15 protein-coding genes are annotated in these 16,147 nt (G+C 63.8%); 4 read left to right on the plus strand and 11 right to left on the minus strand.

All coding sequences use genetic code 11. The features are described from left to right. Positions 1-26 precede the first annotated feature (26 nt). Together ACX4ZE_RS13885 and ACX4ZE_RS13890 are read right to left on the minus strand one after the other, a co-directional pair. Positions 27-2,459: a transglycosylase domain-containing protein gene (locus tag ACX4ZE_RS13885; protein WP_480273869.1), complete on the minus strand. Its 2,433-nt coding sequence runs from the start codon at positions 2,457-2,459 to the stop codon at positions 27-29. Between the two features lie 628 nt (positions 2,460-3,087). Further along, positions 3,088-3,507 carry a DUF5318 domain-containing protein gene (locus tag ACX4ZE_RS13890; RefSeq protein ID WP_480273815.1) on the minus strand — a complete coding sequence of 140 codons (420 nt, stop codon included), beginning with the start codon at positions 3,505-3,507 and terminating at the stop codon, positions 3,088-3,090. A gap of 191 nt (positions 3,508-3,698) precedes the next feature. Here ACX4ZE_RS13890 and ACX4ZE_RS13895 point away from each other — a divergent pair, with 191 nt between their 5' ends. Both ACX4ZE_RS13895 and ACX4ZE_RS13900 read left to right on the plus strand, forming a co-directional pair. Beyond that, positions 3,699-4,256, plus strand: a complete 558-nt coding sequence (locus ACX4ZE_RS13895) for a PadR family transcriptional regulator (RefSeq protein WP_480273816.1) — start codon at positions 3,699-3,701, stop codon at positions 4,254-4,256. Beyond that, complete coding sequence (locus ACX4ZE_RS13900; RefSeq protein WP_480273817.1) at positions 4,249-5,349, plus strand: inositol-3-phosphate synthase; 1,101 nt, start codon at positions 4,249-4,251, stop codon at positions 5,347-5,349. The genes ACX4ZE_RS13895 and ACX4ZE_RS13900 overlap by 8 nt, the downstream gene beginning before the upstream one ends. Before the next feature lie 96 nt (positions 5,350-5,445). Here ACX4ZE_RS13900 and ACX4ZE_RS13905 read toward each other — a convergent pair whose 3' ends face one another. From ACX4ZE_RS13905 to ACX4ZE_RS13930, 6 genes are all read right to left on the minus strand, one after another. Next, the gene (locus tag ACX4ZE_RS13905; RefSeq protein WP_480273818.1) at positions 5,446-5,871 is read right to left on the minus strand and encodes a GyrI-like domain-containing protein; all 426 of its coding nucleotides are present in this window, start codon (positions 5,869-5,871) and stop codon (positions 5,446-5,448) included. A 9-nt stretch (positions 5,872-5,880) separates the two neighbouring features. Next, positions 5,881-6,339 (minus strand): GyrI-like domain-containing protein, encoded by a 459-nt coding sequence (locus tag ACX4ZE_RS13910; RefSeq protein WP_480273870.1) that lies wholly within the window; start codon positions 6,337-6,339, stop codon positions 5,881-5,883. Between the two features lie 176 nt (positions 6,340-6,515). Further along, entirely contained in the window at positions 6,516-8,897 is a 2,382-nt protein-coding gene (locus tag ACX4ZE_RS13915; protein ID WP_480273871.1) for a transglycosylase domain-containing protein, read from the minus strand. A 182-nt stretch (positions 8,898-9,079) separates the two neighbouring features. After that, positions 9,080-9,946, minus strand: coding sequence for a carbohydrate ABC transporter permease (locus ACX4ZE_RS13920; protein ID WP_480273872.1), 867 nt, complete (start codon positions 9,944-9,946; stop codon positions 9,080-9,082). A 154-nt stretch (positions 9,947-10,100) separates the two neighbouring features. Beyond that, positions 10,101-11,126, minus strand: a complete 1,026-nt coding sequence (locus ACX4ZE_RS13925; protein WP_480273819.1) for a carbohydrate ABC transporter permease — start codon at positions 11,124-11,126, stop codon at positions 10,101-10,103. 45 nt (positions 11,127-11,171) lie between these two features. Beyond that, a complete protein-coding gene (locus ACX4ZE_RS13930) occupies positions 11,172-12,473 on the minus strand; it encodes an ABC transporter substrate-binding protein (protein ID WP_480273820.1) in 1,302 nt (433 codons plus the stop codon). Between the two features lie 120 nt (positions 12,474-12,593). Between ACX4ZE_RS13930 and ACX4ZE_RS13935 the strand changes: the two genes are divergently transcribed. Next, positions 12,594-13,475, plus strand: coding sequence for a DUF2786 domain-containing protein (locus ACX4ZE_RS13935; protein WP_480273821.1), 882 nt, complete (start codon positions 12,594-12,596; stop codon positions 13,473-13,475). After that, on the plus strand, positions 13,462-13,977 hold the full coding sequence (locus tag ACX4ZE_RS13940; RefSeq protein WP_480273822.1) for a TIGR04338 family metallohydrolase: 516 nt from the start codon (positions 13,462-13,464) through the stop codon (positions 13,975-13,977). Before ACX4ZE_RS13935 ends, ACX4ZE_RS13940 begins: the two co-directional genes overlap by 14 nt. 114 nt (positions 13,978-14,091) lie before the next feature. On the opposite strand, the gene ACX4ZE_RS13945 is transcribed toward ACX4ZE_RS13940, so the two are convergent. The 3 genes from ACX4ZE_RS13945 to ACX4ZE_RS13955 all read right to left on the minus strand — a co-directional run bounded on the left by ACX4ZE_RS13945 (position 14,092) and on the right by ACX4ZE_RS13955 (position 16,101). Continuing rightward, the gene (locus ACX4ZE_RS13945; RefSeq protein ID WP_480273823.1) at positions 14,092-14,502 is read right to left on the minus strand and encodes an RNHCP domain-containing protein; all 411 of its coding nucleotides are present in this window, start codon (positions 14,500-14,502) and stop codon (positions 14,092-14,094) included. Between the two features lie 11 nt (positions 14,503-14,513). Beyond that, on the minus strand, positions 14,514-14,888 hold the full coding sequence (locus ACX4ZE_RS13950; protein ID WP_480273824.1) for an RNHCP domain-containing protein: 375 nt from the start codon (positions 14,886-14,888) through the stop codon (positions 14,514-14,516). A gap of 229 nt (positions 14,889-15,117) precedes the next feature. Then, complete coding sequence (locus ACX4ZE_RS13955; protein ID WP_480273825.1) at positions 15,118-16,101, minus strand: o-succinylbenzoate synthase; 984 nt, start codon at positions 16,099-16,101, stop codon at positions 15,118-15,120. Positions 16,102-16,147 lie beyond the last annotated feature (46 nt).

The raw sequence follows: 16,147 nt of genomic DNA on the forward strand, positions 1-16,147 counted from the left end.
CGGACACGACTGATGAACCGGGTCCGCTATTGCGTCAGGCCCGCCGCACCTGCGCTGGTCGGGGGTGAACCTGCGGCAGGTGCCACAGGCTGTCCGGGTAGTGGGCCAGGGTCCTGCTCGCTCTGCTGTTGCTGTTGTTGTTGCTGTTGCTGTTGCTGTTGCTGTTGCTGTTGCTGTTGCTGTTGCTGTTGTTGTTGTTGCTGTTGCTGTTGCGGAGCGGGCCGCACTCCGGGAATCGGGATGGTGAAGCCGGGCAGGAGATCGGGGAGGGGCTGTACGTGGGTCGGTGTGATCACGATCGGGGGCAGCAATGGCGCCTCGGTGGTGGGCGGCGGGGTGTAGGGCGCCGTCCACGCCGGAACGCCGGCTTGACCCGCGATCGGTGCAGGCTTCGGGAATGTCTCGTGGGGAGTGCCCTTCAGTGCACCGTCCATGGTCGCCTTCCAGATATCGGCGGACAGGCCCGAACCGTAGATCATGCTGCCGTTGTAGTTGCGCAGCCGGGAGTTGTCGGTGGTACCCACCCATACCGCAGTTGACAGGGACGGGGTGTAGCCGACCATCCAGGCGTCCTTGTTCTCGCCGGTGTTGCCCAGCTGTGCGGTGCCGGTCTTGCTTGCCGATTCGCGGCCCCCCGCGAGGTTGTGGTGGCGCGAATAGGCGGCGATGGGCTCCATCGCGGCAGTGACGTTATCGGCCACCGCGGCCGATACGCGTCGTTCCCCGGCAACATGACCGCGGTCGAGCAGGACCTGTCCGTCGGCGGTTACCACTTTCGATACGAAGTGTGGTGCATGGTATATCCCGGAGGCAGCCAAAGTCGCATAGGCCGAAGCCATGTCGATCGGCCGGGATTGGTACTGGCCGAGCACGATACCGTTGTTCGGGCCGGATCCGTTGGGCTCGGTCAGGGATTTGCCGACCCCGGGAATAGTTTCCGGGATGCCGAGTCTGTGCGCCATATCGGCGATCTTCTGTGGACCGTTATGCATATCCAGCTGCATCCGGTAGAAGCTGGTGTTCAACGAACGTTTCAGCGCTTCGGCGATGGTGCACATGCCGCATTGCTCACCCTCGACATTAGTGATCTTGATGCCGTGCACGGTCAGTGGTGAGCTATCGTACATCTGGGAGAGCGGGATGCCCTGAGCCAGATTCGCCGCCAAGCCGAAGACCTTGAACGAGGAACCGGTCTGCAGACCCGCGTTGGCGAAGTCGTAACCCTGGCCGTCGCTGCCGCCGTAGTACCCACGCACCGCGCCGGTGTGTGGGTCGATGGAAACCACGGCGGTACGCAGCTTCCCCGGTTCGCCCTTCATGTTCTTGTTCACCGCGTCGACGGCAGCCTGCTGAACCTTCGGGTCGATCGTGGTGGTGATCTGCAGACCAGCGGTATTCAGCTGTTGTTCGCTGATGCCCGCCGCGGCGATCTCTTTGAGCACCTGTGTCTTGATCAGGCCATCGGGACCGGAATCCAGCTCCTTGTCCACGGTCGACGCGAGAGGGATGACGGGGGGGAACTGTAGCTTCTGCCGCTCGGCGGCGGAGAGGGTGCCGGTGTCGACCATGCCGTCGAGCACGTAATTCCAGCGCTTCCGCGCGCCCTGCGGATTCTTCTCCGGGTCAAGGGCGGATGGCTGCTGGATGGTGCCTGCGAGTACCGCGCCTTCAGCGACGTCCAGCTTCTCTACTGGCTTGTCGAAGTAGGCTTTTGACGCTGCGGCGATCCCGTAGGCACCGCGACCGAAGTAGATGGTGTTGAGGTAGGCGGCGAGGATGTCGTCTTTGCTCCACTGCCGTGACATTTTGATCGAGATGACCAGTTCGCGCGCCTTACGTGACAGTGAGCGTTCGTCACCGACCAGCGCGTTCTTCACATATTGCTGGGTGATTGTCGAGCCGCCGCCCGCGCTTTCCTTACCAAGGAGGTGGCCTATGACCGCGCGCGCGAAGCCGGTGAACGAGAAACCCGGGTTGGTGTAGAAATCTCGATCTTCTGCCGCCATTACCGCATCGCGCACGTGCTGTGGGACCTGCTGGATGGTGACATCGGTCCGGTTGCCTTCCGGCGGAACGACTTTACTGAGCACAGTAGTGCCGTCCGAGGCCAGGATGGTGGCGACCTGATTGGTTTTCAGATCGCCCGGCCTCGGCACCGACACTGTTGAGTAGGCGGCCAGAAATACACCGCTCGGTACGAGGACGAGCAGCGCGATGAAGACGTAGAGGGTGCGGCGCACAATGCGCCAGCGCGACTTCTTCTTCGACGGTTTGGGCTTACCTCTGCCCGATCCGCCGGAACCGCTACCGCCGCTGTTACGGCGCGGTGGTGGGCCGGATGGCGGCGCGCCGGTGACCTGTCTGCGTTCGCCGGTGACTTGTCTGCGTTCGCCGGTGACCTGCCTGCGTTCGCCGGTAGTGGGGCCGTTGCGGGAGGCGTCACGGCCATCGCGGCGCATAGCCGGACGCGGGCCGGTGGCCGGGCGCGCACCTGTCGGGTCGTGCTGGTTACGCTTGGCCGCCGTCTCGTCCAGCGACCCAGGACGCTGGAACTTCTGGGTCATCCGAGAGCTGGGGCGGCCGTCATCGGGTACGCCGCGATTCGGCTGCGGTGCTCGTCCCGGCCGGATGGGACGACCCTCCTGGGTTGGGCGACCCTGTGGCGGAGGTCCGGGACGGCGCGGGGGTTGTGTGCCGCGCGGCTCGCCAGGGAACGGGACACTGGGGCGTGGGCCTGTCGGTGAGCCGGGACGAGCGCCCGGCGGGACACTGGGGCGTGGGCCTGTCGGCAGGCCGGGACGAGCGCCCGGCGGGACACTGGGGCGTGGGCCTGTCGGCGGGCCGGGACGAGCGCCCGGCGGGGGCCCTGGACGGGGATTGCGGTACGGGTTGGGGCTTGGTTGTGCACTCCGCCGAGGACGGCTGTCATGCGGGTCATCGCCATATGGGGAAGGCTCGTAAGGCGAATTCACGGACACGATCTCCATAACTCGTAGCGGTCCAGGTGACTATCAGCGGTAGTGGTGGCCACCGCGGCGGAAGAGTACACGCTCCGCCAGTCACCCGATGGGCGGGTGATCAGGCACTCTATTCGGCGGCGGTGCGCCGGTTCGAGCGTGTCCCGGTGCGGCGTCGCGGCGGTGCGGGCGTGGAACCGAGGACATAGGACTGCACTAGGTGGTTCCAGTTGCAGGTCCGGCACACCTCGACCACATGGACCGAGAACTCTTCGCGAGTCTCGGCCAGACGCACCAGCTCCTCCGGTGTGCGAGCTGAACCGGCGACCGGTCCGAGTCCGTCGCCGAAGACCCAGGATACGAGGGTCAGTTGTTCTTTCCGGCAGATGGGGCAGGTGACCTCGCTCCCCCGACCGTGAAACTTCGCCGCACGCAGAAGATAGGGATTGGCATCACATACCTCGGCGACATCGACGCGGCCCGCATAGACGTCAGCCAGCAGAGACCGGCGCCGGAGGGCGTAGTCGACTACTTGCCGCTGGATTCGCACGAGAACCAGAGTAGCGGTGTTGGAATCAGACTGCCCTGGGCTGTGGGGGATTGCTCGGTCCCGATTCGTGCGTGGGCCAGTGTGCCATCCGTGCGGCCTGCCACAGATGTATCGCACCGATATAATGTGAATTTATAATATCCATTGCATCCATCGGTTAGGTCTGTGACACAGTCAGGGGGTGAAGCCCGGTGCTCGAACTGGCAATCCTCGGGCTGCTCCTCGAAGCACCCATGCACGGCTACGAGCTGCGTAAGCGGCTGACGGGCCTGCTCGGGGCGTTTCGGGCCTTTTCCTACGGGTCGCTCTATCCGACGCTGCGTCGCATGCGGGCGGATGGGTTGATCGCCGAGGAGATCCCGGCGGGCACGACGACACGCCGTGCGCGACGGGTTTACCAACTGACTCCGGCAGGGCGGGAGCGGTTCAACGAGTTGCTCGCCGATACCGGCCCGCAGAACTACACCGACGACGGCTTCGGCGTTCACCTGGCCTTCTTCAACCGCACCCCTGCGGAAGCACGGATGCGGATTCTGGAGGGCAGGCGGCGTCAGGTCGAGGAGCGCCGAGAAGGACTGCGGGAAGCGATCAAGCGGGCCAGTGGCTCCTTGGATCGCTACACCAGGCAGCTTCATCAGCTCGGACTCGAATCAAGCGAGCGCGAAGTGCGCTGGCTCAACGAGTTGATTGCGGCGGAGCAATCGACGAAGACGGCACCACAGAAAGAGGGAAATACCGGCCATGAGTGACGTCAATAAGGTTGACAGCGCCACAGAAGTTCGCGTCGCCATCGTAGGTGTGGGTAACTGCGCTTCGTCGCTGGTTCAGGGCGTGCAATACTACAAGGACGCGGATGATTTCTCTACTGTTCCCGGTCTGATGCACGTGAAGTTCGGTCCGTACCACGTCCGCGATGTCAAGTTTGTCGCCGCGTTCGACGTGGACGCGAAGAAGGTCGGTTTCGACCTGGCCGAGGCGATCTTCGCCAGCGAGAACAACACGATCAAGATCTCCGATGTTCCGCCGACCGACGTGGTGGTGCAGCGTGGCCCGACTCTGGACGGTATCGGTAGGTACTACGCGCAGACCATCGAGCTGTCCGAGGCGGAACCGGCCGATGTGGTGCGGGTGCTGCAGGACAACAAAGTCGATGTGCTGGTGTCCTACCTGCCCGTGGGTTCGGAGGAGGCCGACAAGTTCTACGCGCAGTGCGCCATCGATGCCGGTGTCGCGTTCGTGAATGCGTTGCCGGTGTTCATCGCCTCCGATCCGATATGGGCGGAGAAGTTCACCAAGGCCGGTGTGCCGATCGTCGGCGACGACATCAAAAGCCAGGTCGGCGCGACCATCACCCACCGTGTGCTTGCCAAGCTGTTCGAGGATCGCGGCGTGCAGCTCGACCGCACCATGCAGCTCAACGTCGGCGGCAACATGGACTTCAAGAATATGCTCGAGCGTGAGCGCTTGGAGTCGAAGAAGATCTCCAAGACTCAGGCTGTCACCAGCAACCTCAAGAAGGAACTCGGTGCCAACGATGTGCACATCGGCCCGTCCGACCACGTCGGCTGGCTCGACGACCGCAAGTGGGCCTATGTCCGGCTGGAGGGCCGCGCCTTCGGTGATGTGCCGCTGAACCTGGAGTACAAGCTCGAGGTGTGGGATTCGCCGAACTCGGCGGGCATCATCATCGACGCGGTACGCGCGGCGAAGATAGCCAAAGACCGTGGCATCGGTGGACCGGTGATTCCGGCATCGGCCTACTTGATGAAGTCCCCGCCGCGGCAGCTCGCAGACGATGTCGCCAGGGCCCAGCTCGAAGCGTTCATCATCGACGCCGAATGATCCGGCGGACACCGGCGGCATCCGGCCGAAGGAGTAGCCCTCCGGCCGGATGCCGCCGATGTCCGGCATGGTGATTTCGATCCGGTCCGGCCGGGCTCAGTCCAGCGAGACGTAAACCTCGACAGAGGCTGGGCCGAGGTAGCGCTCGACCTCGGCAGTGTGTGACCGGGTGATGGTTCCCGCGTTCTCCGCTTTCGCGACTTGCGCCCACGCGGTACGCAGCAAATCGTAAGGCTTGTCGGCCACGACGAACTTGGCGTAGCGCCCCCGTGGGATGATGGTGAGCACATCACCCGGATCTAGTTCTTCCAGCGTGGCGACCTCATAGCCGAGCACCGCGACGGCATGGTCGTGCTGGCTGATGTAGGCAGCCACCCGCGGCACGGTCTTCTCCCGCGCTAGGTAACGGTCCCAGGTGAAATTCACCAGATCGAGGTCGCGTGCGGCCACTTCGCGGCCGGCTAGCGGTACGGTGAGGCCCGCGACCATGCTCTGTTCCAATGTGACGATCTCGAAGTCCACTGTCTGTTCCTACCCGGTGACCTGATCATCCGCCAATGCCACGAAGATTTCCGCGGTGCGCTCATCCGGGTAGTGTTCCCAATCGCCGGTATACGCGCGGATGAGCCGACCCGAGGCCTCCGCATCCCATACCGCTCGCCAGATACTCACGATGGTGTCACCGAGACGGTCGCCGCTGGCGATGAATCTGGCGAACCGCCCGGCGGGCACCCGGGCGAGCACGTCGCCGGGGAGCAGGTCGGCCAGGCTGTCGCAGCGGTAGCCGATAATGTGGGTCAGGTACGAATTGATCTCCGGCGCGTGGTCGACATACGCACTGGTCGGTGGCCCAGGCAGTCGGCGAGCCAGATTGCGTTTCCACGCCGCTTCGGCTTTCGCGCGCCGCGGCCCTTCGACCGCGAGCGCTGGGCTGCGAAGCACCGTTCCCGCCACCAGCGTCTCGGGTTGGTCAACGACATTGAAATCCACCAGCGTAGCCCCTATGTCTCGTCTTTCGTCGTCGCTCGAGCGCATATCCTCCCGCATCCATTCCTGCGGTTTCGGCGTCTGCTCGTTGACGAGCTCTCGCTGTTCGCTCTTACTCTGGCAAACGATGCTGCCATGTCATCCGTTCCTCCGGGCCAGGGAAGGTCACAGCATCATCGCTATCCGGGCAGCGGTATGCGCAAACCTGGGAAAATCTCCACTTCCCTGGGCAGTTGAATGGTAGGGGGCAGGATAATGATGGGCTCTTGCTGGGGTGGTCGGGGCGACTGAGGTGGCTGTGGTCGCGGGTTCAGGATGGTGGTAGGCGGGACAGTAGTGGTGGACGGGATGGTGGTGGGTGGGATGGTGGATGGCGTGCTGATGGGCGCGCGGTACGTCGGTTGCGGCGGGTTCAGGATGTCGTAGGCTCCGCCGGAAGACCGGCGCGGGCTGGACTGTATTCGGATGGGTGCGCCGGGTAACTGCTCGACCGCGGTGCCGCCGAGCGCATTGTCCATGGCCTGCTTCCAGATATCGGCGGGCAGGCCGGAACCGTAGATATCGACGCCGCCCGCGGTGCGGATCGGCTGAGGGTGCTCGGTACCGATCCATACCGCCGTGGACAGCGAGGGAGTGAAGCCGATCATCCATGCGTCCTTGTTCCGGGCGCTCTTCCCGAGCTGGGTGGTGCCGGTCTTGGCAGCCGAGGGGCGACCACTGTTCAGCGCGTGCCCGTTGGAGTAGGCCGCGATGGGCTTCATCGCCTGGATGGTGCGCTCCGCGATCGACTTCGTGATGCGCTGTTTGCCCGGCGGCATCTGCCTGCCGATCCGCTGGGTCGGGGTATCGCCGCGATCCAGCAGTACTCTTCCGTCACCTGTCACTACTCGCTGTACGAAGTACGGCGCATGGTAGACACCTGACGCGGCGATGGTGGCGTAAGCGGAAGCCATATCGATCGGTCGGGCCAGATATTGGCCGAGGACGATTCCGTTCAACGGTTTTTCGCCGTTCTCGGTCAGAGTTTTGCCTGCGACACCGGGTATTTCTTCCGGGATACCCGCCGCGTGCGCCGCATCGGCGATAGCTCGGGGCCCGTCGAACATTGACATGGTCAGCCGGTAGAAGCTGGTGTTCAGTGACCGCTTCAACGCTTCGGCCATGCTGCACCGGCCGCAGGATTCCCCGGCGACATTGGTGATCCTGGTAGCGCCATCGGTTACCGGAGAGCTGTCCAGCATGCGAGACAGCGGAATGCCTTGCTGTTGTGCGGCGATCACCGCGAAGACTTTGAATGCCGATCCGGTCTGTAGTGGAGCCTGGGCGAAATCGTAGCCGAGGCCGTCGTAGCCGCCGAAGTAGGCACGCACCGCCCCGGAGCGTGGATCGATCGACACCACTGCGGTACGAAGCTCGGATGGCTGAGAGCTCAGCCGATCGTGCACCGCGTTCAGCACTGCCTGCTGAGTTCTATTGTCGATGGTGGTGGTGATCTGTAGGGCGCCGGTATTCAGTTCGTACTCGCTGATACCGGAGGCGAGCAGCTCGCGCAGCACCTGGCTGCGGATCAACCCCTCTGGGCCGTGAGCCACAACGTTATCGGGAACCTCGGTGAGTGGGATGATCGAGGGGAAAACCGTCGCGTCGCGGTCACCTGGAGTCAGTACGCCCATGGTGACCATGCCATCGAGCACGTAGCGCCAGCGTGTTTTCAGCTCCGCGAGATGGGTTTCCGGGTCCAGGATCGACGGCGTCCTGATCAACGCGGCGAGCATCGCGCCATCGGCGCGGGTCAGCTGGTTCACCTGTTTACCGAAATATGCCTCGGCGGCTGCGGCGATCCCGTAGGCACCACGACCGTAATAGATGGTGTTGAGGTAGGCGGCGAGGATGTCGTCCTTGCTCCACTGCCGTGCCATCTTCGCCGCTATCACCAGCTCACGCATTTTGCGGGTGATCGTTCGATCGGAGCCGAGGAGCGCGTTCTTCACATATTGCTGGGTGATCGTGGAGCCGCCGCCCGCGTCATCTCGCCCGAGCAGGTTGTCCCTGGTCGCCCGTAGAAAGCCGGAAATCGAATATCCAGGATTGGTGTAGAAGTCGCGGTCCTCCGCGGAAAGGACTGCCTCGCGCACCGCTTGTGGCACCTCGGACAATGGAGTACGGGTTCTATTACCCTCCGGTGGAACAACTTGCGCGATCACAGTGTTGCCGTCCGCGGCCAGGACGGTGGTGATCCGGTCGGCCTGCATCGCGGTGGGGCCAGGTACCTCGGCGCTCCAATATGCGAGAACAGCCAGCAGTGCCGGCGTTACACCGAACAAGAGGAACAGGGCTAGTAGTAAGCGGCGAATGCGCGCGCCTCGGATAACGGACCGCCGGTCCGGATCCGGCGTCGCGCGCTTCGTGCGTTGTTTCGAAGTGTGACGACCCGCCGTTCGCTCGCGTCTGTTTCGCGCATTACGTTCCGCTGCTCGCGGTGGCTCGCTCCAGCCGGCGATCGAAGCGTACGGTGCGGTCCGGGGAGCCTTTCTGGCACCGCGGCGACGCTTTCGCGGTATGCGGACCGAGCTCACGACGATCTCCTCCCGTAGCGCCGGACAAACTCATCTGCACGAACACGATCGGAAAGAAGCCTTAAAGAAGTTACTTTAATGCGGTGGCGCCGGTACCGCCGCATGTTCGCGGTCGGCGGAGGTGGTTCGTGAGTTGTCGGGGTGCTGGGCGGGCTCGGTAGCGGGCGTCAGCTCTTCACGCCGCCCGCGGTGAGGCCGGAGATGATGCGCCGCTGGAAGAGCAGGACCATGATGACCAGTGGAATGGTAACGATGGTGCCTGCGGCCATAATCGCGGTGTAGGGCTGTACCAGGGGGTTGTTGCCGGAGAAGCGGGCGATGGCGACCGTCACGGGTTCGGTCTTTCCGCTGGAAAGCAATCGAGCCAGCAGATATTCGTTGACCGCCGCGATGAATGCGAGAATTGCGGTGGTGAACACGGCTGGTGCGGCCAGCGGCAGCATGACCAGCCGGAATGCTTGTAGCTTGGTGGCGCCGTCGATTCGCGCGGCTTCCTCGAGTTCCCACGGTAGTTCGGCGAAGAAAGACGCGAGGATGTAGACCGTCATCGGCAGGACGAACGAGATGTTCGGAATGATCATCGCCTGGTACTCGCCGATCCAGCCGAGGTTGGTGAACAGTTGGAACAACGGAGTCACCAGCACCACAACCGGAAACATCGAGGCGCTCAAGATCAGGCCGGACACCAGGTATTTGCCGCGGAAGGTGAGCCGGGCCAGCGCGTACGCGGCGAACACCCCGATCACCAGCGCGATCACCGTGCTGGCCGCACCGATGACGAGGCTGTTCACCAGAGCTTTGCCGAAATCATTACCGCGACTGGTGTCGAACGCGTTGCGGAAATTCTCCAGTGTGAGGTGAGTCGGCCACGGCGTGTTGTCGAAGGTATAGCCGGGATCGCGGAAAGCAGTGACCGCCATCCAGTAGAACGGTGCCAGTCCCCAGATGAGCACGATCGCCGCGCCGAGGTATACCCGGACCGAGCCGAGCCGCTTGGTCCACGGCACCGAGGTCGGGGCTGGGGGTTTTGTCATCTGTACCGACATCAGGGCACCTCTGGTGTTCTGCGGGGCGCCCGCACCTGGTCGGGCCGTATGGTCGTTGTGCGATGGTGATTCATCCGGCCCGCTGGTGTTCTACGGGGTACCCGCACCTGGTCGGGCCGTATGGTCGTTGTGCGATGGTGACTCATCCGGCCCTCCGCTGTTCTTCCTGGGTGCGGACGGCGTTGGCGCCCAGCACCTTTACCAAGAAGAACGCCGCCGCGAAGATCAAGAGGAAAGTGATTGTGGACAATGCGGCCGCACTGTTGGGGCCTTGCCGCACCTGCTCGACCACTAGGATCGACACTGTCTGAGTAGATGGATTGCCCAGCGTCATGATCGCGGGCAGGTCGTACATACGCAGTGCGTCCATGGTCCGGAACAGCACTGCGACCAGCAGCGCCGGCTTGAGTAGCGGCAGCGTGATCTGGGTGAACCGCTGCCAGGCCGACGCACCGTCGACCCGTGCGGCCTCGTAAACATCAGCCGGGATCACCTGTAGACCAGCGAGCAGCAGCAGCGCCATGAACGGGGTGGTTTTCCAGACGTCCGCCACGATTACCGCGAACCGTGAGGCCCATACGTCGGAGGTCCACAGGATGTGTGTGCCGAGGACTCGATTCACCACGCCGTCATACTGGAACATGAACTCCCACAACCGCGCGGTGACAGCGGTTGGGATGGCCCAGGGAATCAGGACTGCCGCGCGCAACAGCGCCCTGCCCCGGAAGGTCTTGCCCATCACCATGGCCATGCCGAGGCCGAGGGTCAGCTCGAGTGTGACGGTGACGACCGTGAACAGCAGTGTGATCCCGACGGCAGCCCAGAATTGCGAGCCGAGGTTGCCAGTCGGGCAGGACACCGTATCGCCAGCCGTGGTCTGGCACTGCTGCAACAGCCAGTGCGTGTAGTTCGAGAAGCCGGCGCTGCCGCCTTCGACGAACATGCCGGTCGCCGGATCGAGCCTGGAGTCCTGTTGGAAGGACATCCACACCGCCCGGATTACCGGGTACCCGATGACGACCGCGAGTGCGAGCAGTACGGGTGTGACGAACAACCAGGCTTTTCCAGAGCGACGCAACTCCAGAGCGAACGTTGCGCCGAAACCGCGTTTGTCCGGAGTGAGCTTGTCACTCGGCGCGCTAGTCGTCGCTCCCGAGGGATTCGACACCGTTTTTCTCTCCTGCGGGCTCATCGGGTCCGTTGCGTTTTCCGCTTACGATCCTGCGGTCTCGATGCCCTTCTGCATGCCTATGATCGCCTCGTCGACGGACTTGTTTCCTTTCAAGGCAGCATAGGCGTTGTCCTGAATAGCCTTGGATACTGCGGAATAGTACGGAGTGACCGGGCGGGGCACCGCGTTGGCGATGGAATCCTTCAGTGCGGGCAGATACGGCATCTGCGCTATCAGCGCCGGATCGTCATATACCGAGGCGCGTACCGAGGGCAGTGCGCCAGAGGCTACGATGTGCTGCGCCTCATCGCTGATCAGGAAACGCAGGAAGTCCAGCGCAGTGGCCTTGTTCTTGGAGAACGCGCTGATCGCCGCGTTATAGCCGCCGAGGGTGGAGGCGCCGACACCGTTCTTGCCGGGCAGCGGTGCGACCCCGAACTTGTCCTTTACCGGGGAGGCCTCACTGCTGAGGTCACCGAAGGTGGACGGCCACGACCGCAGGAACAGTAGGTTGCCCTGCTGGAAGGCATTGTTGGACTCCGGCTCCTTGAAGGTGATCGCTTCTTTGGGGATGTCGCCGTTTTCGAACGCGTCGACCAAGACCTGCAGCCCGGCGCGCGATTGCGGGCTGTTCACCGTTGGGGTCTTGCCGTCGGCGCCGACGAAGCTACCGCCGTAGGCATTGATGACCTCGGCCGTGTTCACGGTCAGGCCCTCATAGGCCGCGAACTGGCCCGCGTAGCAGCCGATGTTCTGTTCCCGCGCGATGTGGCACTGGTCGAGCATCTCGTTCCAGGTCTTGGGTGGTTCCGGCACCAGATCCTTGCGGTAGAACAGCAGACCGCCATTGGTATTGCGGGGCGCGGCGTAGAGGGTGTTGTTGTAGGTGGCGCTGGTGACCGGTGGTGTGAGCAGCCCGGTGGTGTCGATGGTGAAGGAATCCCGCAGCGGCTGGATCCAGCCTTTAGCGGCGAACTCGGCGGTCCACGGTACATCCAAGGCCATCACGTCGTAGTCGGACTGCTTGGAGCGCATGTGCTCGACCAGGTCGTCGTACTGCTGCGAGGCGTCGTTCGATTGCTCTTTGAAGGTCACCTGTTCGTCCGGGTGTGCGGCGTTCCAGCGTGTGATCAGCTGTTTCACCGCGCCGTTCTGGGTGACGTCCTTACCCTCGACATAGGTGATGGGTCCGCGTCCGGTGAGGTTCTGGCTGAGTGGGCTCTCGCCACTGTCGCTGGAACACGCGCTGGCGAACGTCGCGGTCAACAGCGCGACCGATGCGGCTGCCAGTGCAGCCCGTGGCAGTAATGCCAGACGTAGGGACGACACCTTTTTCACGGCCATCGCAAACACTCCAAGATCATTCGTGAGCGGCAGCACACCCTGCCGGTGCACATGGCAAGATACATGGTGCTGATCCGGTATGTGCGATAGTGGCGGGAACTCCGCAGTAGGCTGCCGGTGATGACTTCCCCGAAGGCGGCTCCGGATCGGATGCTCACCCGGATCGGCGGACTGCTGCGCAAGGCCGAATCCACCGACAACGAACATGAGGCCGAAGCGTTCCTCGCCGCAGCTCAGCGGCTGGCCACCAAGTCCGCCATCGACCTCGCGGTGGCGCGAGCGCATATCGCGGGACGCGAGCGCGGGCAGACACCGGTGCAGCGGATCGTTCCGATCGGTGCGCAGGGAAAGCGTGGGTTGCGCACCTATGTCCAGCTGTTCGTTGCGATCGCCGCAGCCAATGATGTGCGCTGTGATGTCACCAGAACTTCGACACAAGTCTATGCCTATGGTTTCGGCTCCGATATCGATGCCTGCGAGGCGCTGTATGCCAGCTTGCTGGTGCAGATGGTGCGGGCATCCGACCGGTATATCAAGTCGGGCGCTTACCGGTCGGCGACTGTGGAGAAGGTCGTTGTGGAGCAGCGGTGGGGGCACAGGATCGAGCGCCGGGTGCAGGCGCCGGTCGCGGGGGTGACAGCACGGTTGAACTTCCAGATGGCATTCGCGGCGCGAATCGGGCGGCGGTTGGCCGAGGTGAAGGCTGAGGTCGAAGCCGAGATGTTGCCGGATAGCGCGGACGCGACCGGCACTGTATTGGCATTGCGCGGCAAAGAGATCGAGCTCACGGACTTCTACTCGCGGACATCGGCGGCGCGCGGCACCTGGCGCGGACCACAGGGGTCGATGGGACATTCGGCGGCGGCGCAGCTGGCGGGGGACCGTGCGGGACGCGCCGCGCGGATCGGTACCTCGCCAGAATTTCCTTCTGCACGTGGGCAATTGACTGCATCAGCGGAGGTGGTGAGTCGACCATGCGGCAGACGCGATGACCGCGCGTGACACGCAGCGCGCCAAGGTGTACGACGCTGAACAGTTGGTGCGTGGGTTGTTCGATCGAGCTGACGAGCACGGCGTGCGTACAGTCGAACTTTACGGTTCACATCTGACCCTGCCCATCGAGCGTCGTTTCGCTTCGGTGGAGTCGGTGCGCAGCTATGTCGACAAAGTACTTGCCCTCCAGTGGATTCGGGCGCAATGGCATCGAGCGGTCGTGCCGATCCGTGTCCGTGCTCGCGCCGGCATGACCGCCGCGCACTATGAACCCGGGGAGTCCGTTCTCGCGGTCCCGCTGTATACCGGCGGCACTGCCTGGGCACTACGTGAGCTGGTTGTGTTGCACGAACTGGCGCATCATCTGGACTACGGCATCGCGCCTCTCGCGCCGCACGGTCCGGAGTTCTGCACCCGCTATATAGACTTGGTAGATGGTGTCATCGGACCTGAAGCCGCGCTGCTGCTGCGCGTCACCATGCTCGGCTGTGGTGTGCGGCTCGGCGAGTGATGACACCGAGCCGACCCGCCTCTCCGCCTGTTATCTCACGCGGCAAGCAGAAGTGCGAGCAGTGACAGTGCGCCGTTGACGCGGTGGGTCCGGCAATGACCGGGCCCACCGCGTTCACAGCGCCGAAAGCGCCCCCCGCCCGAAGCGAGGATCCGCTAGCGGGCGTAGCGCGACGCGCATCAGTGCTACGGCGTTGTCGTCGCCCGCGATGCGATTGGATTTCAGTGCTCCGCATCCGAGACATTGGTGCACGAGCGCCCATTCACCATCGCCGCGAGCCGACATACTGACCGCGACCATTCGGCCCCGGCAGGATTCAGCGCGATCGCCCGGTACCCGGCGATCCACGTGACGGCTGGTCAGGCAGTGCGGACAGTGGTTGCGGTGAGCGGTGCCCGGCGCTGCTGTCGGCACGGGGAGCCTGCAGCCGACACACCGGAACATCTCGCCGGAACTCTGGCCTCGCCTGTGTAGTACATCCTTGCCGCGTTGCTCGCGGCGGTTGCGGTCCTTCCTGCGTGGCATTTCGACCACCTCTATAGGTCGCTGAATACTTCGAGCGGGAAGGGAGGGTCCGCAAGTGGGCGAACCGCCAGTCGCATCAGGATGAGCTGATTGTCATCACCACAGACCGGATGCAACGCGAGTTCGTGACAGCGGGTGCAGCGATGGACCAGAGCCCACTCGCCGCTGCGCAGCACCGCGATCGACAGTGGCGCCATTCGAGCCTGACATGCGGAGACGCCGCCCTCGATCTGGTCGTGGATATGTCGTGAGTTCAGGCAACTCGGGCAGTGGTTGCGCCTGCTGTGATCGGGCGAGAGCCTGCTGACTGCCGAGCCGCAGCGCAGACAGGTGAAGATATCGGTGCGCAGTGCTGGACTGGCGCCGTGTGTGGTGTTACCGGACACCCGGATGTCTCCTTACTCCAAAGCTGTGTATGAGCAGCGGAGCAGGCCGAGCGCGCCTCGATAAGGTTCAGCGGCGGATGGCGTGACAGTGTTGAGGCGCCCTCGGCGCGGGCCGGGCCATAAACATCCTTTCCACGGGTTCGGCCATCATGGCCGACCTCTCGACTGCGCGTCATCCCGCGCGAGAACCACGCTAGCAGCGGCGTCACGGGTTCTCTATCGAATTTCGCTATGTCGTCGGACGCTGCGCGAGCAGGGTCGAGACGCGAGTCAATCGCTCCTGCCACCAAACGGTGCGGTCGGCGTCAGGGTGGCGATAGCGCGCCAGCAGATCCGGATCAGGTTCTGGCGGGGTACGGAGAACAGGAAGGTAGCCGTCTACCGGTCGTAGGGAGTCGGATGTCACATCGCCGGAGAGCAGGCTCGAAGTGCCCAGACCGCAGGCGAAGTCGAGTTCAGGAAGCGCACCGGCTAAAGCCAGCTGGGCGGCGAGGCCGACGCTGGTCTCCAATGCGGACGAGACCACGCAGGGCAGTCCGGCAGCTTCGGCCACCTGTAGAGCGCGGCGAACACCGCCCAGTGGCGCGCATTTGAGCACGGCGACATCGGCGGCGTCTGCGACCGCAACCCGCATCGGGTCCTCGGCTCGGCGGATGGATTCGTCGGCGGCGATGCGGACGGCGACGCGGCGACGTACCGCGGCAAGTTCCTCGATGGTCCGGCACGGCTGTTCGACATACTCCAGACCGCCTGCGATCCGGTCGATCCGGTCGATATGGCGCACTGCGGTATCGACATCCCATACGGCGTTGGCGTCGATCCGGATCGCGCCGTGCGGTCCGAGAGCATCCCGCACCGCTTCGACTCTAGCCAGGTCTTCCGCTAGCGAATGCGGGTGGTCGGCGACCTTCACCTTGGCGGTGCGGCATCCGGATCTGGCGACGATCGCGTGTGCCTGCTCTGGCTCGACCGCGGGTACAGTGCAGTTGATCGGGATCCGATCCCGTACCGGCTCTGGCCAGCCCGCTTCGATCTGCTCCACGACGGTCGCCAGCCATGAGGCGGCCTCCTGATCGTTGTACTCGGGAAATGGGCAGAACTCACCCCACCCGAGTGATCCGCGCAGCATCATTCCTTCACGCACCGTGATGCCGCGGAACCGGGTACGCATCGGGATGGCGTAGACGACGCTGTGCGCTGCGCGATTGCTCATCGCTGACCAGTTTATGCGGCCGCGGGGCGCGGGCACGGGATTACGT

It is taken from the genome of Nocardia sp. TBRC8007 (genome assembly GCF_056629435.1).